This window comes from Aeromonas sp. MR16 (assembly GCF_022549315.1).
Classification (GTDB): domain Bacteria; phylum Pseudomonadota; class Gammaproteobacteria; order Enterobacterales; family Aeromonadaceae; genus Aeromonas; species Aeromonas aquatica.
In genome coordinates, this window is the sequence record NZ_JAKZFK010000009.1 from 17,337 (window position 1) to 38,127 (window position 20,791).

Consider the following 20,791-nt stretch of genomic DNA (forward strand, 5'->3'; position numbering starts at 1 on the left):
TCTTCACGCTTTTTTCCATCGGGAGATGAACGCATGAACAAGAAACTGACCCTGCTGGCCGCCCTGGCCCTGGGAGGCTGCGCCATGGCAACGGGTTCCAATATGGCAGAGCTGCAGGCATCGAACTGGCAACTGCAAGGGGCAAGCGGCGACGCCTTCACCCTGCAGGTCGCCGGTGACAAGGTGGCCGGCAAGGGCGGCTGCAACCGCTACTTTGGCGCCATCACCCAGCAAGGTGACGGTGTCCTGGTGCTGGGCCCGCTGGGGGCGACCCGCATGATGTGTATGGGGGACTTGGCCGGTAAGGAGATGAGTTATCTGCAGACCCTGGAGAAGGTCGCGGCCTTCCAGATCAAGGGCCAGCAACTGGTGCTGAGCGATGCCAACAAGGCGACGCTGCTCACCTTCGATGCCGTGAAATAACCGGCACTGCCGTCAGCGTCTGTCGCAATCGGACGCTCGCATCGGTATTAGAAAGGGACGCCATGGCGTCCCTTTTTTGATGGTCATCGGGATGAGATGACTCATCCCCCCCGCTGAAACCGGAAGCGTTTCTTGCGTCTGTAGGGATAGACATCCTCGAACACCCCCTCCTTGATGTTGCCCTGCAGCATCTTCCAGTAGCTGGCATCGAACAGCTCCTTGTGCACCTGCATCATGATCGTTCGCACCTGGGGCTTTTGCAGCAGGAAGGTGGCGAATTCCTCGGGGAAGATGTCGTTGGGGGCGACCGAGTACCAGGGCTCGGCGCTCCACTCGTCCTCGGGATAGCGCGGCGGCGGGATCTGGCGGAAGTTGCACTCCGTCATGTAGCAGATCTCGTCGTAGTCGTAGAACACCACCCGACCGTGGCGGGTCACGCCGAAGTTCTTGAACAGCATGTCGCCGGGGAAGATGTTGGCCGCCGCCAGTTGCTTGATGGCGTTACCGTACTCCTCCAGGGCGAGCCGGGTCTGCTGCTCGTCCGCCCTGTCCAGGTAGAGGTTGAGCGGGATCATCTTGCGCTCGGTGTAAAGGTGCTTGATCACCAGCTTGTCACTGGTGATGGTGAGCGCCGAGGGGGCCACCGCTTTCAGTTCGGTGAGCAGCTCCGGTGAGATGCGGTCCAGCGGAAACTCGAAGTTGGTGAACTCCTGGGTATCGGCCATGCGGCCCACCCTGTCGTGCTGTTTCACCAGCCGGTATTTCGCCTTCACCTGCTCGTGGCTCACATCCTTGGGAGGGGTGAACTCGTCTTTGATCACCTTGAACACCACATCGTAGGAGGGGAGGGTGAACACGCTCATCACCATCCCCTTGATGCCGGGGGCGATGACGAACTGCTCCCGGCTCTGGGCCAGGTGCTGCTGGTAGTGGCGATAGAGCTCTGTCTTGCCGTGCTTCTGGCAGCCGATGGCGTTGTAGATCTCGTAATCGGGCTTGCGGGGCATGATCTGGCGCAGGAACAGCACGAACAGCGCCGGCACCGGGGCATAGACCATGAAGTAGGCGCGGGCGAAGCCGAATACGATGGAGGCCAGCTCCGGCTCGAAGATGACGGTGTCCACATAGATGCTCTGGCCCGTGCTGAGCAGGGGCAGGATGAAGGGATGCACCTCGCCTTTCACCCGAATGAGCCCCACCAGATAGGCCCCCTTGTTGCGGTAGAACACCTCCTTGAGCAGCTCGATGGCGAACGGCTCCTCGTGCAGAATGCCCGGGCCGTTCTCGGCCAGATGACGGTGGATGTCGACGATGTCCCGCTGTTTGTCCTCAAAGGGCAGGGTGAAGCTGTAATCCCCCAGCAGTTGGCTCAGGGTCTGCGGCAGATGGGCGAGATCGGTGCGATAGACCCGCAGCAGTGCGCTCAGATCGGGGTGATCCCCCCGGCTGCGGAACGGGTGTATGTAGAGGTTCTCGTCGCGGATGTTGCGATGGCGGAAGATGCGGCGGTAGACGGAGTTGAAGAAGGACTCCGCCACCTCGAAGTTGTCACAGCGGGGAAGCAGATCGCTGAAGGCTCCCTTCACCTGCTTGAGCAGCGCCTGGCTCGGCAACTGCTCCCCCATCATCTGCTTGATCAGGGCCGTGGTGGCGCCGACATGATGATCGTAGAGGCGGATGCGCTCGCGCCCGGCGAGCTGCACCCCCAGCCAGTCGCCGTGCTCGAAGCGGCTCTTGCTGCCCTGGGTGATTTCGAGAAACCGGCTGTAAAACGACTCGAAGCGCTGCAAGATCGTCTCGGCGACGGCCTGTTCCAATGGCTGCTGCATCTCTCTCTTCCTTGTGATGAGCCGGCCCGATAGCACGGCGGTGGTGGCCTGTCTGCCGGCTCGTTCCCGATCCGCACACCGCAGTTCCATCGCGGTATCTTTGCGGATCATTGACGGCAAGTTGGCCACCTATTGGGTCACTATGGCAACATTCAAACGTCTGTTCAAGTGGCAATTTTCGAGGATAAACGGTAGATTGCGCCCCTGTTTTGCCGATGCTTTACCCTTGATGAGAGAGGTCGGCCCTGCCCAAGAGGAAACCCAATGAAACTCTATTTTGTCCTGGTGGCACCAGCCCGGGCGGCCAACGTCGGGGCGGCCGCCCGCGCCATGAAAACCATGGGCTTCGATGCCATGCGCCTGGTGGCCAGCCGGGTACACGAAGAGGAAGAGGCGAGTTGGGTCGCCCACGGGGCGCAGGAGATCCTGACCGAGGCTGAGGCCTTTGATACCTTGCCTGAGGCCCTGGCCGACATGGATCTGGTGGTCGCCACCACGGCCCGCCAGCGTGGCCGCTATCAGCACTACCTCACCCCGGCCGAGATCCGCGATCAGATCCGCGCCAAGCCTTCCCTTGGGAAGGTGGCCATCGTCTTTGGTTGCGAGGAGTCGGGTCTCTCCAACGAGCAGCTTGCCCAGGTGGATCTCATCAGCTACCTGCCCCTCAAGGTGAGTTATCCCTCTTTGAATCTGGGGCAGGCGATCATGCTGTATGCCTACGAGATGAGTCCGCTGCTGGACGAGCCTCAGGCGGTAGCAGAAAATTTTGATGGTGCCGGGCAGGTTCGCGTACTCAAATCAAAAACAGCAGAATTACTTGGTGAACTCGGAGTTTATCAGGATGAAAAACTGCATCAATGGGTGATGGACCGAGTGCCCATGCTGCCGCAGCGGGATCTGAATATGCTGCATCTGCTCTGCAAAGACCTTGCGCGCCGATTTGGGCGTGAGTAGCAAAGAGGTTTAGGTTGACAGCCCAAGGTCCGGCAAGGTATTGCTAACAACCAGTTTCGTTCAAGAGTGTTCGTCATGCAGCTATTCACCAACATCATCACCACCACCATTATTACCGGTACCACCACAGGTGGCACTGGGGCCGGTTGATGCGCTGACGAACAAGCACAGAAATCTTAAAAGGCCCGTACCCACCCAGTACGGGCCTTTTTGTTGGATTGGTTTTTAGATTGAATTTCATAGATTTACAGGGAGAGAAAGCGATGAGAGTGTTGAAATTTGGCGGGTCGTCACTGGCCGACGCAGAGCGTTTCTTACGGGTCGCCGATATCGCGGTGAACACCCACGGCCAATCCCAGGTTGCCCTGGTGCTGTCGGCACCGGCCAAGGTGACCAACCACCTGGTCGCCCTGGTGGAGCAGACCAGTCGCGGCATGGATGCCAGCGCCACCCTGTTCGAGATCAACGGCATCTTCTCCCGTCTGCTGGCGGGCTTGAAGGCGGCCTACCCGGCGCTGGATGACAAGGCGCTGCAGTCTCGTCTCACCAATGAGCTGGATCAGGTCGAGCGCCTGATGCAGGGCATCCGCCTGCTGGGTCTCTGCCCGGACAACGTCCAGGCCCGCATCCTGAGCCGGGGGGAGAACCTCTCCATCGCCTTCATGCACGAGCTGCTGCGGGTACGCGGCCTCGAACTGGATCTCATAGTGCCGGAGCAGTTGCTGGTGACCGACGGCGGCTACCTCGAAGCCCATGTGGACATCGAGGCCTCCCGCCTGCGCTTTGCCGCCAAAGGCTTGCGCACCGATTGTCTCTACCTGATGCCGGGCTTCACCGGTGGCAGCGACAAGGGCGAAACTGTGCTGCTGGGCCGTAACGGTTCGGATTACAGCGCCGCCGTCTTGGCCGCCTGCGTGGACGCCGAGTGCTGCGAGATCTGGACAGACGTGGAAGGTTGCTACAACTGCGACCCGCGCCTGGTGCCGGATGCCTATCTGCTCAAAACCCTCTCCTATAAAGAGGCGATGGAGCTCTCCTATTTCGGTGCCAAGGTGCTGCACCCGAAAACCATCGCCCCCGTGGCCCAGTTCCACATTCCCTGCCTCATCAAGAACAGCTTCAACCCTCAGGGGCCTGGCACCCTGATCGGGGTCGATCAGGGGGATGATGATCTGAAAGTGAAGGCCATCTCGGATCTCTCCGGCATGTGCATGTTCAACGTCTCCGGCCCCGGCATGAAGGGCATGGTGGGCATGGCCGGTCGCATCTTCTCCGCCGTCTCCCGCGCCGGGGTCAGCATAGTGCTGATCACCCAGTCATCTTCCGAGTACAGCGTCAGCTTCTGTATCCACAGCTATGACAGCGACAAGACCCGCAAGGTGCTGGAGCGCGAGTTCGAGCTGGAGTTCAAGAACCAGCTGCTGGACCCGCTCGAGATCATGACAGATCTCGCCATCATCTCCCTCATCGGTGACGGCATGCGCACCAGCAAGGGGATGGCGGCGCGCTTCTTCACCTCCCTGGCGCAGGCCTCCATCAACATCGTCGCCATCGCCCAGGGCTCGAGCGAGCGCTCCATCTCCGCCGTGGTGCGGGATCGCAAGGTGGCGGAAGCCATCAAGGCGTGCCATCAGAACTTCTTCGGCAGCCAGCAGTTCATCGATCTCTTCGTGGTCGGTGTCGGCGGCGTCGGCGCGGCCCTGGTGGATCAGATTGCCCGCCAGCAGCCGGTGCTCGCCGAACAGGGCACCGGCCTGCGGGTGGTCGGCATCGCCAACAGCCGCCAGATGGCGGTCAACAAGGATGGCCTGAGCCTCGCCAACTGGCGTGAGCAGCTGGTGGAAGCCCGTGACAGCTTCAGCCTGGAAGCGGTGAAGAAGCTGGTGGAAGAGAGCCACCTCATCAACCCTGTGATCGTCGATTGCACCTCGAGCGAGGCGGTCGCCGTCCAGTATGCGGACTTCCTGGCCGCCGGTTTCCACGTGGTCACCCCGAACAAGAAGGCCAACACAGGGTCGCTGGATTACTACAAGGCGCTGCGCCGCACCGCCCGCCAGACACGCCGCAAGTTCCTGTACGAGACCAACGTGGGCGCTGGCCTGCCGGTCATCGAGAATTTGCAGAACCTGATCAAGGCCGGTGACAAGCTGCGTGCCTTCGACGGCGTCCTGTCCGGGTCGCTCTCCTTCATCTTCGGCAAGCTGGACGAGGGGATGGCCTTCTCCGAGGCGACCAAGATTGCCCGTGGCAACGGCTTTACCGAACCGGATCCTCGCGACGATCTCAACGGCATGGACGTGGCTCGCAAGCTGCTGATCCTGGCCCGCGAGGCCGGCATGGCGCTGGAGCTTTCCGATGTGGAAGTGGAGCAGGCGCTGCCCCCTGGCTTCGATGTGAGTGGCGATGTGGAGTCTTTTATGGCTCGTCTGCCCGAGGCCGATGGCTGGTTCCGCGATCAGTTCGCCCTGGCTCAGAGCGAGGGCAAGGTGCTGCGCTACGTGGGCTCCATCGAAGGAGGCAAGTGCAAGGTCGCCATCAAGGCGGTCGGTGCCGACGAGCCCCTGTTCAAGGTGAAAGACGGGGAGAACGCGCTCGCCTTCTTCTCCACCTATTACCAGCCCATCCCCCTGGTGCTGCGCGGCTATGGCGCAGGAACCGAAGTGACTGCCGCCGGTGTCTTCGCCGACGTGCTGCGCACCCAGAACTGGAAGCAGGAGCTGTAACATGAGTTCAGCGATGAACCCCGATTTTGAACAAGATGCCATGGCGCAGGGCGGCAGCGTGGTCGCCTATGCCCCGGCCTCCAGCGCCAATCTGAGCGTGGGATTCGATGTACTGGGGGCGGCGCTCGCCCCCGTGGATGGCTCCCTGCTCGGGGATCGCGTCCAGGTAAAGGCTGCCGATGTGGCGTTCGCCCTCTCCTCCGTGGGCCGCTACGCCCACAAACTGCCGGATGATCCCAAGAAGAACATCCTCTATGACTGCTGGCTTGCCTATGGGGAGGCCCTGGAGAAGCGCGGCCTGACCCTCAAGCCGCTGGCGATGGTGCTGGAGAAGAACCTGCCGGTCGGCTCGGGCCTGGGGTCCAGCGCCTGCAGCGTGGTGGCGGCACTGGAAGGGCTCAACGCCTTCCACGGCGCCCCCCTCAATGAACACGACATGCTGCTGCTGATGGGGGAGATGGAAGGCAAGATCTCCGGCTCGGTCCACTACGACAACGTCGCCCCCTGCTATCTCGGCGGTATGCAGCTGGTGCTGGAAGAGCACGGCGTCATCAGCCAGGGCATTCCGGTGTTTGACGAGTGGTATTGGGTGGTCTGCTACCCGGGCACTGTGGTCTCCACCGCCGCTGCCCGCGCCATACTGCCGGCCCAGTATCGTCGTCAGGATTGCCTCACCTATGGCCGTCGACTGGCTGCGTTTGTGCACGCCAGCTACACAGGGCAGGAGGGATTGGCGGCCAGCGTGCTCAAAGACGTGATTGCCGAACCCTACCGCGCGGCGCTGATCGAAGGTTTCAACGAGGTGCGGGCGCAGGCCGCCCAGAACGGGGCCCTGGCCACCGGCATCTCGGGCTCAGGCCCCAGCGTCTTCGTGGTGATGAAGGATCTGGCCCAGGCCGAGCGCATGAAGGATTGGATGGATGCACATTTCGTGCAGAACGAAGATGGATTTGCCCGGGTCTGCAAACTGGACATGGCCGGGGCACGGGTAACAGGAAGCGAGCTATGAATCTTTACAATATCAAGGACAAGAGTGAACAGGTGAGCTTCGCCCAGGCGGTGCGCCAGGGTCTGGGCCGCGAGCAGGGGCTCTTCTTCCCCGAAACCATCGCGCCCCTGGCCGATGTCGATGCCCTGCTGGACTTGCCGCTGGCCGAGCGCTCCGCTCGCATCATCAGCCACCTGCTGGGGGACGAAGTGCCGGCTGCCAAGGTCAGCGAGCTGATCGATGCCGCCTTCACCTTCCCGGCGCCTCTGGTGAAGCTCAAAGACGGCACCTATGCCCTCGAGCTGTTCCACGGTCCGACCCTGGCGTTCAAGGACTTCGGTGGCCGCTTTATGGCCCAGTGTCTGGCGACCTTCCGCACCAACGACAAGATCACCATACTTACCGCCACCTCCGGCGACACAGGCGCCGCCGTGGCCCACGCCTTCTATGGCCTGGAGGGGATAGAAGTGGTGATCCTCTATCCCAAGGGCAAGATCAGCCCCTTGCAGGAGGCGCTGTTCTGCACCCTCGGCGGCAATATCCGCACCATCGCCATCGACGGCGACTTCGATGCCTGTCAGGCGCTGGTCAAAGATGCCTTCGATGACGAAGGGCTCAAGACCGCCATCGGCCTGAACTCCGCCAACTCCATCAACATCAGCCGCCTGCTGGCCCAGGTTTGCTACTACTTCGAGGCGGTGGCCCAGCTGCCCAAAGCTGACCGCGCCAAAGCGGTCATCAGCGTGCCGTCCGGCAACTTCGGCAACCTCACCGCGGGTCTGATTGCCAAGGCGCTGGGGCTGCCGGTGAAGCGCTTTATCGCCGCCACCAACGCCAACGACACAGTGCCGCGCTACTTGAAAACCGGCAGCTGGGAGCCGCACCAGACGGTCGCGACCCTGTCCAACGCCATGGATGTGAGCCGCCCCAACAACTGGCCGCGCGTGGAAGAGCTGTGCCGCCGTGAAGGCTGGGCGCTGGAGACCCTGGGCTCTGGCATGCGCAGCGATGCCGAGACTCGCGATGCGTTGCAGCGCCTGCACCAGCTCGATTACCTGTGCGAGCCCCACGGCGCCATCGCCTGGGATCTGCTGAACGAGCAGCTCGCCGAGGACGAAGTAGGGGTCTTCCTCTGCACCGCCCACCCGGCCAAGTTCAAGGAGTCGGTAGACGAGATCCTGGGGTTGGATGTGCCGCTGCCCGGCCCGCTTGCCAAGCACGCCGAGCTGCCGCTGCTCTCCGTTAATTTGCCAGCGGAGTTTGCAAGGTTAAGAGCCTTTCTGCTTGGTTAAGTTGAAAGTCAATCCCCCGACCTCGGGGGATTTTTCTATCCGTTACAGGGCAAGCCGTCCCATATAAGGAGTGAAGATGAGCCAGCATCCCCTGCGTGCTCTTGCGACGCCCCCATCTCCCAGCGCTACCTCGGCGCCCTAGTGGCCTTTTGTGTCAAGGGAACAACAACTTGGTATGAACCAGTGGAGCAGATGCAGACAGACCTGGATAGCTACCTGGAGCACTACAACACCCAGCGGCCACATCAGGGCAGGATGATGGAAGGACAGACCCCCTACAGCATGTTCAAGAAGGGTCTGAAATTGATACCGAAGGAAGTGCGCACTAAAGTAGCGTAAATAAGACACCGGTTTGAGGCCGGAGTCGGGTGATAACTAGATCTGTACAGCGAAGGTGTAGCACCATGAGGGACTGGTTTTTATTTTCGCATATCACTAGGATTTAAGTATATCATCAAGAATATCTTCCTTTAGCTTAGATAATAAACTGTTTGCATGGTCTTTTATACTAGACACTCCAAATAAAATTTCCTTAAATTCATCTTCGCTTATTTTGGAAGACATGCATTGCTCTATCGACACTCTATATGCATCGGTATATAGTCGCCTTTTCTTTAATATTGTGGAAATGTCCGTGACATGATTTTGATAAATATCATGATGTCGGAAAAAAATGCTATTGCATTTATCATCTATATTTTTTGGTGTTAATTTTATTTGAAAGTCAGATGCGTCACCTAGAGTACCTTTCGAGGTTGTAAAGTGCAAGTTGAAATATTTGCTATTGTCTGGGTTATCTGAATATATTTTCCTCCACGGAAAAAGATGATCCCTTTTTATAAGGCAATTACAATGCGCACAAGCCGGTACAAAGTTGAGCAAACTCAAGGCGTATAAAGGATAAACGGACTTTGGATAAAAGTGATCTATATGAGCAATTGACCTTACTTTTCCTTCATGGATATATGTGTCAATATATTGCCTGTTACAATATGGGCAAACGCTTATTTTCATGTTGGAAAGTATCTCATTTCTTATATTTGGCGTTCCCTCCATGAATTCATTATAGTTAAATAGGTTAACGATACTTAAGTTTTCTTTTGCGAACGAGTTCTTTATTATATTATATATTATATTGTATTTCTCTTCTGACTTTATATTTTCTTGTATATTAATACCCATCGAGGTTAATATTTTGTTGTTTTTAAAAAGATTGACTATGCGCGTCCTTTCATTTAGTAAATAACTTCTGTAACTTATTGTGTCTTTTTTTTCTGAATATAATTGTTTAAATATGGAGAAATACTTTTTGCTATATAAAAGGAAGTCTGATAGTTGATTGTAATCATGCAGAAATTTCTGATGGTTTACTGATGCGGAATTAAAATTGGAAAAGGGATTGAACGCTATATGTCTTATTAGATTTTTAGTTTCTTGGTCATTTGTTTTTAAGGAGTAATTATAAAACCTTATATTTACCACCCCTTTGTTATCAATGTAATTCAGAACATTTTTCTCATGGGTTGCGATGTAAGCTTCATTAAATACATCATCTTTGTTAATTTCAATCACAATAACTCACCTAATATTTTCTTTTTTCTGTTTTCTAAATCTTTTATCTGCTTATCAATATCTTCAATTTGTTGCTTTTTATCATAGTCAAACTTTTTAGTGAGATTTTTCATTAGGTTTTTCATTATGAATGAATCATCAATCATAGCAATCATATTTGCGAGGTTATTATAATTCTCGATATCGTCATGTGGAGATATTGCATTTATGTCTTTTATCATTGAATCTATTTTTTTTACGGCAAAAGCTCCTATTGGTTGCGTCAAGAAAAAAGAATCACTTATAATATCGTATAAGTTACTCGCGAAGCCAAATTTAGACTTCGAACTAGAGAATGTTTTACTTATATTGTCATAATCTATTTTGATTATATTTTGCCTTGCCAAATCACTTATAATATAAGGCGAGTGACTAGATAAAATAATTTGAAAATGATAACGGCTATATTCTTTTGTCAAAAAAGAGATAAGTTGATCAAGGAAACACCTAGACCATTCTGGGTGTAAGTGTTCATCATACTCATCAAGTATAATAATGAAACCCTCCGTATTATTGTTTTCTGAAAGAGACAATTCAATTGAGCTGTTAATTCCAGCTAGTTTTTCAATTAGATCTCTTTCACCGGAGCTCATATCTGGCTGAATTAATTTCAGAGGTAAATTCATACTTGTAACTTTAGATATAAAGTCGAGGACAGCCCCTTCAAACACATTTATATTTAATTGACATGAATATACTACACTTACTGACCTGCGGTTTATGGTTATATTTGCATGGGGGCTGGTTAGGAACGAAAGAATATAATCCCATTCTATGTGGCCTAGATAACTTATTAACTCATCATTGTTTCTACGTAAGTTGTCTTTAATTTTATCTATCAACATGGCTAAGTGATTTTTAATTTTGTTGAAATCTAATAAATCATCAATGTAAACATGCTTGTTAATTATGCTAATATACGAAGTTAGTTGGTTTTTGTTAAATATATATTTTGTTATGTAAATAATGTAGTTTTCTAATAAGTCTATAAAAAATAATTGTGAAGGGACACTTATCTTCTTTTTTTTTCTAGTAAAGAAGTCGTCGTCTGAGTATTTATTAAATTCCTGATAAAACTGAATCTGGGGATCACTATCACTGGTCTTAATATTACTTGTGGTTATAGATATAAACTTATGCTCTAAATTGGAAAAAAATTCTCTGTTTGTTGTTGTTATAAAGCGATAGAAGTTAGCTGCATTTAGTTTTATATAATTACGTTTAAAACCATAGTTTCTATCATCATTAGTAGATTGGTTTGTGCGTAGTTTGTTTTCTATACTTGGTTTGTGTGTGATTATAAATTTATCTTGAATCATATTGTGGTTTTGAATGTGATCCATTATGGTTAGTTTTTCATCTGCTCGGTTAATGGCGTAAGCAATGAATTTTTTATGATTCAACTGGAGGTTTGTTATTATTTTATGTGCGTTCATGCCCTCTAAAAAATATTTTTCGTTATGTTCGTAAATTGCAATCCATTCACTATCAGAGTAATGCTCTAATAAATCTAGGCGTCTCAATCCAAGCAGATTTAATATGGTAGACTTTCCAGTTCCATTTTTACCAACAATAGCACTTATATTTAAAATATTTTCTCCATAAAAAGAGTTTATAAATTTCTCTTTCAAATCTACAATTTTAAGTTCATTTTTATTTATCAAAGATATCTTTTTTGTTTCTGAGAAGTTTATTTCCAAGTCAAACTTGATATTTGAACAACTACCCAAATAAAAGTAAATTAGTTTCATGATATATTCTTTTGTGGGACGTGATGAAAAATAATTATGTTCAAGATGATTATTTTAAACATACACATGGAAATCAATTATTAGGAAGTGAGGTGGTATGGCATTCCTAAATAATATATTTTAGCTGAACTAGTCCACTGTCAATCCTAGAGCTTGATCATGGGTGCGTTGATGTATGTAAAAAGTCCAATTTATCTTAAGAGGTAATACGTAAAGTCTACTTACCATAATAATGATATTTATAAAAATAAGTCTGATACAGCATTCTGCATTGAACCATACCTATTGACCAAGAACTATGAATGGCAAGTACGCTACCGCCCGTGGATTACAGCTTCCAATATGCTCCATTAACCAGCGAGGGAAGCAGGCCATCACAGATGAATAGGCACCGGATGGCTATGTTAAGCCAATCGAATCTAGTCTCACCAGTCAAAACTTGACGTAACCGCTGGGAAGCGCTGAATTTTTTGCGCCAGCTCACCAATCTTGTATTTCCTCTATTTAGCAGGGCGGGGCAGGCATAGGCCTTGCGAGCACGGCGGCACTTTGGTTGTCATCAAGCAAGGGGACTATAGTGCAGCGAGGCGAGGGTGCCTCGTTTGGCCCGCGTGAGTGGGGGCTAACCACAATGGATAGAACGAAGGGAGTTGGTCATATGAAGCGGATCCTGATGGTGTTGAGTCTGTGTGTGACGGTAATGGGCATGGGAATGGGGGTGGCCCAGGGCGCAACCTCTGGCGCGCAGCAGGAGTGCGAGGCCCAGGCTGCGGCCAAAAAGCTGGCGGGGGCCGCCAAGACCAGCTTCGTGGGCAAGTGCGTCAAGGATGCCTCGGCCAACGGCAAGGCAGCCCAGTGTGAGAAAGCCGCCGCCGACAAGAAGCTGGCGGGGGCTGCCAAGAACAGCTTTATCCAGAAATGCGTGAAGACGGATGCAGCCGCCGACAAGGCAGCCCAGTGCGAGAAAGCGGCGGCCGACAAGAAGCTGGCTGGGGCGGCCAAGAACAGCTTCGTGCAAAAGTGCGTCAAGACGACCTGATGCCATCGCTTGGCAAAGCGTGCGTGGAAAGCGGGGGCCTGATGGCCCCCTTCTTTTGGCTCGACGACCGCGACTTGTCTCACGAAGGCTCGCCGGGCCTATGGCTAGAGCCCAACTTTGGCAACTTCGGCCACCTTGGCTTCTTTAGCCCCTTTGGTCAGGGCGACCGCCAGGAGACCCTTAGGATCAGGACAGGGTCACCGCCGGATAGGCTTCCACATAGCACTCACCCAAGGCGCCGACGTAGCTCACGGTACGGGCGTTGAAATCGACCTCGTAGGTGACGACGCCAGCTTGCCAGGCGGCGCTCAGGAACTGCTCGAAGCTGCTCTGGCCCGCCTGATCGGTGCGCAGGGCGCGGATCAGAGCCTCCTGGTTGAAGCTCGGCACCTCGTCGATGCCGCTCACCAGCGGCGTGCCCTGCATCACCACATTACCCTGGGTGGTGAGGTAGAGACTCTGGCAGGAAGGCAGCGTCCAGCGGTTGTGGGTCACCCCGGCGGCGCGCAGCACCTCGGCGAGGTGGGGGAAGCCGCCCACCACGGGGCGGTTCTCCATGGCGTGTTGCATGGCGGCGGTCAGGTGATGGATGGCTTGGCTCATGGGGATCTTCTGTGGTTGGGCGTGCGAGGCGCACGGGAAGGATGCACGGATTGTGATCGACTCGCCGGCGCCTTGCAATGGCGGGGAAGGCGCCGGCATGGGGAGACCCTTGCGCGCCGGTGCGGTAATCTTCCGGGTCTGGCCATCTGCCCGGCCATGGTTTCGAGGAGAGAAACATGCTGGTTCGTGAGGCCAATATCGCCGATATTCCTGCCCTGGTGGCGCTGCGCATGAGGTTATTCTGCGAGGTGGGGGAACTCGACACACCGGGTGGGGATCCCGCGCTCTGGCAGGCGACCCGGGACTATTTCACCCGGGCAATGGGAGAGGGCAGTACCCGCTCCTGGGTGGTGGAGACCGAGGGCGCGCTGGTGGCGTGTGGGACCCTGGCGCTCTTCGTGCGCCCGCCCTATCCCGGCAATCTGAGCGGGCGGGAAGGCTATGTGCTCAATATCGTTACCCTGCCGGCCTGGCGCAGGCGGGGCATGGCCGGCGCCCTGCTCGATGCCATGCTGGTTTATGCCCGCGAGCAGCAACTGGGCAAGCTGTGGCTGCATGCCAGCGACGAGGGCCGCGCCCTCTATGAGCGGCGCGGTTTCGTGGCCAATACGGCCTATCTGGAGTGGTGCCCCGCGCTCTGAACGCCTGCCCCTGACCCTGGACGCTCCGGCATCGAGCATGCCGGATACTGGCGCCGCCTGGCGGCGTCATCGCTGCGCGCCCTGTGCGAGGCAACCTCATCTGACCACTCATATCGGCTCCCGATCGGCCGATACAGTCCGGCAGTGGGCGGGTGAGGTTGGCCCGGTTCGTCAGTTCAAAGGTAGGCAGGAGTATCATGTTCAATCACAAACTTAAGGCGCAGCTGCTGGCGTGCCAGAGTCAACTCGGCGAGCAGCGGGGCTTCGTCGAGGCCATCCAGCAGGGCATCGCGACCATCATCTTCACTCCGGAGGGGGAGATCCTGGAGGCTAACGAGGCGTTCCTGTCGCTGATGGGGTATGGGGCGGCCGAGCTGCAGGGGCGGCATCACGGCTTGTTCTGTCGTCCGGAGCTGTCCCGCTCGGCCGACTACCAGCAGTTCTGGGCCCGGCTTCGGCAGGGGCAGGCCCAGTCCGGCATGGTCGAGCGGGTCGACCAGCGGGGCGAGACGCGCTGGCTGGAGGCCAGCTATTTCCCGGTGACGCGGCAGGGCGGGGTGACCCGGGTGGTCAAGTTGGCCACCGACGTGACGGCCCGGCACCAGCGCCTGCAACGTCAGGAGGCGCTGGCCCAGGCGCTGGACAGATCCCAGGCGATGATAGAGTTCACCCCGAGCGGCGACATCATCACCGCCAATGGCAACTTCCTCGCCTGCATGGGGTACAGCCTCGGCCAGTTGCAGGGCAAGCATCACAGGATCTTCTGCGACGACGCCTTCTTGCGTGAGCAGCCGCACTTCTGGGCGGAGCTGGCCCGTGGCCAGTTCAAGTCCGGTCTCTTCATGCGCCACAACAGCCGGGGGGAGGCCATCTGGCTGGAGGCGACCTACAACCCGATCCGGGACGAGGGTGGCAGGGTGGTCAGGGTCGTCAAGTTTGCCAGCGACATCACGGCGCGCATCCATCAGAGCCATGCCACCCGGGAGGCGGCGCGGCTCGCCCACAGCACGGCGCAGGAGACTTTGACCAGCGCCGAGCAGGGGGCCGAGTTGCTGCGCGCCGTGGTCGATACCTCCTCCCTCATCGCCGCCCAGGTGGATCAGGCCATCACCCTCATCGGCCAGCTCAACGAGCAGTCCAGGCACATCGAGGCCATCGTCTCCACCATCAGCGCCATCGCCGATCAGACCAACCTGCTGGCGCTCAACGCGGCCATCGAGGCGGCGCGGGCGGGGGAGCAGGGGCGGGGCTTCGCGGTGGTGGCCGACGAGGTGCGCCAGCTGGCGGCCCGCACGTCTCTGTCTACCGGCGAAATCGCCAAGGTGGTGCAGAAGAACCGCGAGCTGACCGCCAGGGTGACCGACGACATGGCCGGGGTGGCGGGCAGCGCCGAGCTCGGCAAGCAGCAGATCGCCGGTGTGGATCGGCTGATGGCCGAGATCCGGCAGGAGGCGAACCGGGTCTCGGAGACGGTATCCAACCTCTCCAGCTGATCCGGGCGTTTTGTCGGTATCACAGACGGTCTTCAATCTTGCCAGCTGATCCGGGCGATTCGCCCAGCACCGGCCCCTGCGACGGCATCTGACAAGAATGTTTCTTGCACGCGCGGTCAGTTGCCCAAGCTGAACGCCGGCTGAATCGCCTCCGGATTGCGAATTGTCTCCCCCTACCGCCTTGTTTAGTCTGCCGGCTCATTTTCATTGAGCGGGTAGAGAACGATGGCAGTTGGACAGAAAAGCAGGGCCGCGGCGCTGCTGCTGGGGATGGTGGCGAGCCTGGGCCTCGGCGGTTGCATGGGGCAGATGGGGATCTCCGCCATGTTGACCAAGGGCAACCTCAGCGCGGTGGACAACCGCTACGGTCGCGCCGGCGTCTTCATGCTGCTCTCCCCCGTCTATGCCGTGGCGGCGACGGCGGACTTGTTCGTGTTCAACACCATCGAGTTCTGGTCCGGCAAGAACCCCATCACCGGCAAGGCACCGGCGCTGGTGGATCAGAAGGCCGATACGGTGATCAAGGTCAACCAGCACCTGGACCCGGCCCTCAACAAGGTGCCGCTCGCCATGCTGCCGCAAGGGGTTCGCGAGGTGGAGATCCATTATCCGGATGAGCACAGCGCCCAGATGGAGATCCACTACCTCGACGGCCGCAACAGCATGATGCGCGGTGAGAAGCGGGGCAAGCAGCTGGATATCTATCTCGATGGCAAGCTGGTCTCGACCCTGACCGAGCAGCAGCTGGCCGAGCTGAGCCGGGAGCAGCGTGGTTTCGCCTGATCCCCGCCTGGCCTTGAATTGACGGGTTGAGTGATCACCCTGTCAGCTGACGAAGCCCCGCCCTGGCGGGGCTTCTTCTATTTGCGGGCCGAGGACTTGCCGTAGGGCTGCAGCACCAGCCCGAGCAGGCGGCTCAGCTGGGTGAGCTGCTCGGTGAGCTGCACGTTGAGCCACAAATAGCCGCTGACGGTGGCATCGCCCTCGGTGCTGAGCCGTACCTGGGCGCGAACCCGGGTCGCCGCCTCGTGCAGGTTGGCGAGGGCGCGTTCGGCCTCCTGCTGATCGCCGCTCTTGAGCATGAGGGCGAGCTGGGTGATCAGCGCCTCGGTCGCCTGCTGGCAGGCCCGCAACTCCGGGGTGCTCTGCATCAGGAAGTGGCTTTGGCGATCGTTCCAATAGGTGCTCGCCAACATCTCCAGGGTACAGAGGGTGTTGCGCATCGTGGTCTGGATGGCCTCGAACAGGGGGGCGTTGAGGCGGGTCTCCTTGACGGCGGGGGCTAGCAGGGGGCGCAGGCTGACCATCTTGGCGAGCAGGTGAGCGTGATTGCGGGTCAGCTTGGGGCGCTCGAGCACATTGGGGGAGAGGTGAGTGTGATAGAGGCGATGGGCCATCAGCAGGGTGTCGTGCATCTGCAATCGCCAGTGGGTGTAGGCCCGCTGGGGGTAGATGCTGCAGAACATCAGCGCCAGCAAGGAACCCAGGATCACGTCGCCGCTGCGCCACAGCGCCGTCTCTATGTCCCCCGGCGCCCCCCCCATGATGACGCCCAGAGTGATGCCGATGAGCAATCCCACATAGGGATGCTTGCCGAGGGCCAGGTAGCCGCACAGGAACATGATGGCGCAGCTCCAGACAAGCATCAGCGGCAGGGAGTAGAGCTCAAGATAGAGCGCCACCACGCCGCAGGCCGCACCGAAGATGGTGCCGACCACCCGTTGCAGGGCCCGTGACAGCACGTTGCCCCAGAACGAGATGGGCCCCATCACCACCACCAGGGTGATGAGCGGCCAGGTGCTCTCCGGCAGCTTGAGCTCCCGGGTCAGCAGGAAGGTGAGGGTGAAGGCCAGGGCGATGCGCAGGCCATGCACCAGGCGATAGCGGCCATAGATCAGCAGATCGAATCGGGAGAGGGGAGCATTCAGGCGCAAGGGATCGTCTCATCTCGGGTGAATAGGGTATGTGCCCGCCGCAGGGGCCCTGTCAGTCCGGCAGCAGGCGGATCCAGACTCGCTCGCCTGGGGCCATGGCCCGCCCGCAGGCTGGCCGCTCGATCAGGCAGTTGGCTTGCTGCGAGGTTGAGGAGATAAGAGCATGTGTCGGGCGCACCCGCAAGATGCCGTTGGCATCCTGCTCGAGATGGCCGGGCAGCACAAGGTCGTCCCCCTTCAGGCCCGGTGTTGCCATCGGTATGGCCGCCGGTATTGCCACCAAGGCACGGGCGATCAGGCGCAGGGGCTGGCGCTCCGCCGACCCCACGGCGGGTTGTGATGGTCGCTCATCTTGGGCGGCGCTGCGTTCGGCCAGCCAGTGGCAGATGAAGTCGGCGATGGCGTCCAGCGCCTCGAAGTCGAAGCAGGGCAGGGTGCTGCGCTGGGGGCTGTCGCTTATCAGGGCCATCACATCCGGGTCATCCGAGAACAGCAGGGGCCGGCCGATGGCGCCGCGATGCAGCTCTATCTTGGGAAAATGTTCGTGCTTGAAGCCCTCGATCAGCAGCAGATCGAGGCGCTCCCAGTCGAAGCCAGCCAACAGATCGGCGAAGGGCGTCTCGCCGTCCGGGGTCTCGACGATACGCGCGTGGCGCAGGCTGGAGGCTGCCATCACCTGGCCGGCGCCGGCCTTGCGCAGGCGATGGCTGTCCTTGCCCGGCTGATCGATGTCGAACTGGTGGTGGGTGTGCTTGAGCACCCCGAGCCGCAGGCCGCGCCGATTGAGCAGGGGGATGAGCCGCTCCAGCAGGGTGGTCTTGCCGGTGCCGCTCCAGGCGACGAAGCCGAGCAGGGGAAGATGGAGGGTCATCAGGCTTGCTCCCTTGCCGCGCCGTTGCCGTCAGCCAGCAGCCGTGCCTCGTAGTCGGCGAGCTCGCTCGGGCTATTGAGATTGATGAAGGCATCCGGCTGGTCGGCAACGCTCACCACCGCCATCCGGTGGCGGGCAAACCAGGCGGCTGTCTTGCGCTCCCCCTCTGCCAGCGCCTGTTGCAGCGAGGGGAGCAAGGATTTGTGCAGCAGGGCGACCACGGGCTGCAGGTGACTGCCGTCGTGGGCCACTACCAGCTCGGACGTCGGTTGCTCGTTCAGGGCGCTGCGAAAGCGGGCCATCAGATCCCGTGGCAAACCGGGGCCGTCGCAGGGCACGAACAGCACCCAGTCATGGCGGGCGGCACTGAGCCCGGCCTGCATGCCGGCGAGCGGCCCGAGGAAGCCGGCATTGTCGTCACCGACCACGGGGGCGAGCGCCCGGTAGCGGGCCTGGTTGCGGTTGGCGTTGATCAGCACCTCGTCCACCTGGTGACGCAGTCGCTCGAGTACGTGTTCGACGAGGGGCCTGCCCGCCAGGGGCACCCAGCCCTTGTCGTCGCCTCCCATGCGGGTGGCGCGGCCACCGGCCAGGATCACGGCACTGACGGGAAAGGCGGGGGACTGGGGATCGCGGATGCTCATGGTGCTCCATAGGGTCGAGAGGGGGGGGCAGTGCGTTCATCCATCCAGACAGGGATTGAGCCCTGCGGAGGCGTTCGCTGCACCGACAATCCACCGATCTTGCGCCAAGAGTGGCGTCGGAGCAACCCGATGTCTGCCCCATGCCGAGTGCTTTGGCCGCAGGGTATGCCCAAGCTCACAAAACCGAATCCCCAAACGTCATATGATCCCCTGCAATCTGAGTCTTGCTCTCCTGCCTAATGGCAACTTCATGTAAATCAAAGAGAATGACTATGGCTACCGGACAATATCTGCTGTGGAAAGACGCACAGGGAGAGGATTTTCGCCCCGTTGCACTGACAGGCACCGATCTGCTCAACGATCGCAATCTCAACAAGGGCACCGCCTTCACCGAACAGGAGCGGGCCGATTTCGAGCTCGATGGCCTGCTGCCGCCCCAGGTGCAGACCTTCGAAGCCCAGCTGGAGCGGGTCTATCAGGGTTTCCTGAGCGCCTGCAGCGACATCGAGAAGTACCAGAACCTGCGGGCCTTGCAGGATCGCAACGAGACCCTGTTCTACGCCCTGCTGTCGCGCCACGTGGAGGAGATGACCCCCTACATCTATACCCCGACCGTGGGCAAGGCCTGTCAGGAGTTCAGCCACCGCTTCCAGAAGCCGCGCGGTCTCTACATCACCCCGAAGAACGTCGATGACATGGGCTCCCTCGCCCGCCACATGGACGCCAAGGCGGTGCGCATCATAGTGGTCACCGACAGCCAGGGGATCCTCGGCATCGGGGATCAGGGGGTGGGGGGCATGGGCATCCCCATCGGCAAGCTCTCCCTCTATACCCTGGGGGCCGGGATCCATCCCGCCTGCTGTCTGCCCATAGCGCTGGATGTGGGCACCGACAACCAGGCGCTGCTGGACGACCCCATGTACCTGGGTCAGCCCCACAGGCGTATTCGCGGCAAGGAGTACGACGACTTCATCGACAAGTTCGTGGCCGGGGTCAAGCGCCACTTCCCCAACGCCGTCTTGCAGTGGGAGGACTTCAGCAAGTCCAACGCCTTCAACAATCTCTCCCGCTACCAGCAGACGCTGCCCTCGTTCAACGACGACATCCAGGGTACAGGGGCCGTGGTGCTGGCGGGCATCATAGGGGCGGTCAAGTCCAAGGGCGAGACCCTGGGCCAGCAGCACTACCTGGTCTATGGCGCCGGGGCTGGCGGGGTCGGGGTGGCGGATCAGATCTGCGCCGGGATGATCCGCGAGGGGCTGGACCCGCAGGCGGCGCGGGATCGCATCTACATCCTGGATACCCAGGGGCTGGTGTGCGACAACCGCGAGGGGCTGGATGAATACAAGCGCCGCTACGCCAAGCCGGGCCTGCTGCTGGCCCAATGGGATCTGCAGGGCAAGGCGGGGCTGACCGAGGTGCTGCGCCACGTGCCCATCAGCGTGCTGCTCGGCACCAGCGGCGCCGGTGGCGCCTTCCAGGAGGAGCACATCCAGCTGATGCTGGCCCACTGCGAGCGCCCCATGGTGTTCCCCCTCTCCAACCCCACCGCCAACTGCGAGGCGCTGCCGGAGGACATCTTCCGCTGGAGCCAGGGCCGCGCCATAGTCGCCACCGGCAGCCCGTTCAAGGACGTGCACCATGAGGGCCAGACGTTCAGAATCGGGCAGGGCAACAACGTCTTCATCTTCCCGGGGGTGGGGCTGGCCGCCATCGTCAGCCAGCTTCGCGAGATAAGCCCGGAGATCTTCACCACAGCCGCCTTCGCCCTGGCCGAATGCGTGGATGAGGCGGATCTGGCCCGGGGCACCGTCTACCCGCGGATCAGCGAGCTGCGCAGCATCTCGGTACACGTGGCGACCGCCGTGCTCAAGGACATAGTGCGCCGCGACCCCTCACACCCGCTGATTGGCCAGGATCTGCAGCAACACATCCTGAGCCACATGTGGGAGCCTGTCTATCTGCCCTACCGCAGGGTCTGAGGAGAGCGCCGGG

The 20,791-nt window shown here is 58.0% G+C and carries 16 protein-coding genes and 2 pseudogenes; 11 read left to right on the plus strand and 7 right to left on the minus strand.

Annotation, left to right across the window (positions count from 1 at the left end; genetic code table 11):
- Positions 1-33 precede the first annotated feature (33 nt).
- Positions 34-423: an META domain-containing protein gene (locus tag MM194_RS08835; RefSeq protein WP_033130439.1), complete on the plus strand. Its 390-nt coding sequence runs from the start codon at positions 34-36 to the stop codon at positions 421-423.
- Between the two features lie 101 nt (positions 424-524).
- Here MM194_RS08835 and aceK read toward each other — a convergent pair whose 3' ends face one another.
- Positions 525-2,252 (minus strand): bifunctional isocitrate dehydrogenase kinase/phosphatase, encoded by a 1,728-nt coding sequence (gene aceK, locus MM194_RS08840; protein WP_241343355.1) that lies wholly within the window; start codon positions 2,250-2,252, stop codon positions 525-527.
- A 264-nt stretch (positions 2,253-2,516) separates the two neighbouring features.
- Between aceK and MM194_RS08845 the strand changes: the two genes are divergently transcribed.
- The 5 genes and pseudogenes from MM194_RS08845 to MM194_RS08865 form a co-directional block, all read left to right on the plus strand.
- Positions 2,517-3,206 carry a tRNA/rRNA methyltransferase gene (locus MM194_RS08845; protein WP_241343356.1) on the plus strand — a complete coding sequence of 230 codons (690 nt, stop codon included), beginning with the start codon at positions 2,517-2,519 and terminating at the stop codon, positions 3,204-3,206.
- A 263-nt stretch (positions 3,207-3,469) separates the two neighbouring features.
- Entirely contained in the window at positions 3,470-5,929 is a 2,460-nt protein-coding gene (gene thrA, locus MM194_RS08850) for a bifunctional aspartate kinase/homoserine dehydrogenase I (protein ID WP_111910044.1), read from the plus strand.
- A gap of 40 nt (positions 5,930-5,969) precedes the next feature.
- Positions 5,970-6,938 (plus strand): homoserine kinase, encoded by a 969-nt coding sequence (gene thrB, locus MM194_RS08855; RefSeq protein ID WP_241343429.1) that lies wholly within the window; start codon positions 5,970-5,972, stop codon positions 6,936-6,938.
- Positions 6,935-8,209, plus strand: coding sequence for a threonine synthase (gene thrC, locus MM194_RS08860; protein WP_241343357.1), 1,275 nt, complete (start codon positions 6,935-6,937; stop codon positions 8,207-8,209). Before thrB ends, thrC begins: the two co-directional genes overlap by 4 nt.
- A 153-nt stretch (positions 8,210-8,362) precedes the next feature.
- Positions 8,363-8,548 (plus strand): annotated as a pseudogene (locus MM194_RS08865) (integrase core domain-containing protein); the annotation flags it as partial.
- Between the two features lie 96 nt (positions 8,549-8,644).
- Here the strand turns inward: MM194_RS08865 and MM194_RS08870 are convergent.
- Positions 8,645-9,781: a hypothetical protein gene (locus tag MM194_RS08870; RefSeq protein WP_241343358.1), complete on the minus strand. Its 1,137-nt coding sequence runs from the start codon at positions 9,779-9,781 to the stop codon at positions 8,645-8,647.
- Positions 9,778-11,571: an AAA family ATPase gene (locus MM194_RS08875; protein WP_241343359.1), complete on the minus strand. Its 1,794-nt coding sequence runs from the start codon at positions 11,569-11,571 to the stop codon at positions 9,778-9,780. Before MM194_RS08875 ends, MM194_RS08870 begins: the two co-directional genes overlap by 4 nt.
- Before the next feature lie 658 nt (positions 11,572-12,229).
- On the opposite strand from MM194_RS08875, the gene MM194_RS08880 reads away from it, so the two are divergent.
- Positions 12,230-12,610 (plus strand): hypothetical protein, encoded by a 381-nt coding sequence (locus MM194_RS08880; protein ID WP_163154169.1) that lies wholly within the window; start codon positions 12,230-12,232, stop codon positions 12,608-12,610.
- Positions 12,611-12,796: 186 nt separating this feature from the next.
- Here MM194_RS08880 and MM194_RS08885 read toward each other — a convergent pair whose 3' ends face one another.
- A complete protein-coding gene (locus MM194_RS08885; RefSeq protein ID WP_241343360.1) occupies positions 12,797-13,213 on the minus strand; it encodes a DUF1398 family protein in 417 nt (138 codons plus the stop codon).
- 176 nt (positions 13,214-13,389) lie between these two features.
- Between MM194_RS08885 and MM194_RS08890 the strand changes: the two genes are divergently transcribed.
- From MM194_RS08890 to MM194_RS08900, 3 genes are all read left to right on the plus strand, one after another.
- On the plus strand, positions 13,390-13,854 hold the full coding sequence (locus MM194_RS08890; RefSeq protein ID WP_241343361.1) for a GNAT family N-acetyltransferase: 465 nt from the start codon (positions 13,390-13,392) through the stop codon (positions 13,852-13,854).
- A gap of 197 nt (positions 13,855-14,051) precedes the next feature.
- Positions 14,052-15,347 (plus strand): methyl-accepting chemotaxis protein, encoded by a 1,296-nt coding sequence (locus MM194_RS08895; RefSeq protein ID WP_241343362.1) that lies wholly within the window; start codon positions 14,052-14,054, stop codon positions 15,345-15,347.
- A 225-nt stretch (positions 15,348-15,572) separates the two neighbouring features.
- Positions 15,573-16,130, plus strand: coding sequence for a DUF3332 domain-containing protein (locus MM194_RS08900; RefSeq protein ID WP_241343363.1), 558 nt, complete (start codon positions 15,573-15,575; stop codon positions 16,128-16,130).
- Positions 16,131-16,207: 77 nt separating this feature from the next.
- Here MM194_RS08900 and MM194_RS08905 read toward each other — a convergent pair whose 3' ends face one another.
- The 3 genes and pseudogenes from MM194_RS08905 to mobA all read right to left on the minus strand — a co-directional run bounded on the left by MM194_RS08905 (position 16,208) and on the right by mobA (position 18,796).
- Positions 16,208-17,281, minus strand: coding sequence for an FUSC family protein (locus tag MM194_RS08905; protein WP_241343364.1), 1,074 nt, complete (start codon positions 17,279-17,281; stop codon positions 16,208-16,210).
- A 367-nt stretch (positions 17,282-17,648) separates the two neighbouring features.
- Positions 17,649-18,152, minus strand: a pseudogene (gene mobB, locus MM194_RS22025) (molybdopterin-guanine dinucleotide biosynthesis protein B); the annotation flags it as partial.
- Positions 18,152-18,796: a molybdenum cofactor guanylyltransferase MobA gene (gene mobA, locus MM194_RS08915; protein ID WP_033130426.1), complete on the minus strand. Its 645-nt coding sequence runs from the start codon at positions 18,794-18,796 to the stop codon at positions 18,152-18,154. The gene mobA and the pseudogene mobB, both read right to left, overlap by 1 nt.
- Before the next feature lie 272 nt (positions 18,797-19,068).
- Between mobA and MM194_RS08920 the strand changes: the two genes are divergently transcribed.
- Positions 19,069-20,778, plus strand: a complete 1,710-nt coding sequence (locus MM194_RS08920; protein WP_241343366.1) for an NAD-dependent malic enzyme — start codon at positions 19,069-19,071, stop codon at positions 20,776-20,778.
- Positions 20,779-20,791: the final 13 nt, after the last annotated feature.

Coding starts and splice junctions, on each gene's coding strand:
- MM194_RS08835 (WP_033130439.1), top strand. CDS start 34: ATGAACAAGAAACTGACCCTGCTGGCCGCCCTGGCCCTGGGAGGCTGC.
- aceK (WP_241343355.1), bottom strand. CDS start 2,252: ATGCAGCAGCCATTGGAACAGGCCGTCGCCGAGACGATCTTGCAGCGC.
- MM194_RS08845 (WP_241343356.1), top strand. CDS start 2,517: ATGAAACTCTATTTTGTCCTGGTGGCACCAGCCCGGGCGGCCAACGTC.
- thrA (WP_111910044.1), top strand. CDS start 3,470: ATGAGAGTGTTGAAATTTGGCGGGTCGTCACTGGCCGACGCAGAGCGT.
- thrB (WP_241343429.1), top strand. CDS start 5,970: ATGGCGCAGGGCGGCAGCGTGGTCGCCTATGCCCCGGCCTCCAGCGCC.
- thrC (WP_241343357.1), top strand. CDS start 6,935: ATGAATCTTTACAATATCAAGGACAAGAGTGAACAGGTGAGCTTCGCC.
- MM194_RS08875 (WP_241343359.1), bottom strand. CDS start 11,571: ATGAAACTAATTTACTTTTATTTGGGTAGTTGTTCAAATATCAAGTTT.
- MM194_RS08880 (WP_163154169.1), top strand. CDS start 12,230: ATGAAGCGGATCCTGATGGTGTTGAGTCTGTGTGTGACGGTAATGGGC.
- MM194_RS08885 (WP_241343360.1), bottom strand. CDS start 13,213: ATGAGCCAAGCCATCCATCACCTGACCGCCGCCATGCAACACGCCATG.
- MM194_RS08890 (WP_241343361.1), top strand. CDS start 13,390: ATGCTGGTTCGTGAGGCCAATATCGCCGATATTCCTGCCCTGGTGGCG.
- MM194_RS08895 (WP_241343362.1), top strand. CDS start 14,052: ATGTTCAATCACAAACTTAAGGCGCAGCTGCTGGCGTGCCAGAGTCAA.
- MM194_RS08900 (WP_241343363.1), top strand. CDS start 15,573: ATGGCAGTTGGACAGAAAAGCAGGGCCGCGGCGCTGCTGCTGGGGATG.
- mobA (WP_033130426.1), bottom strand. CDS start 18,796: ATGAGCATCCGCGATCCCCAGTCCCCCGCCTTTCCCGTCAGTGCCGTG.
- MM194_RS08920 (WP_241343366.1), top strand. CDS start 19,069: ATGGCTACCGGACAATATCTGCTGTGGAAAGACGCACAGGGAGAGGAT.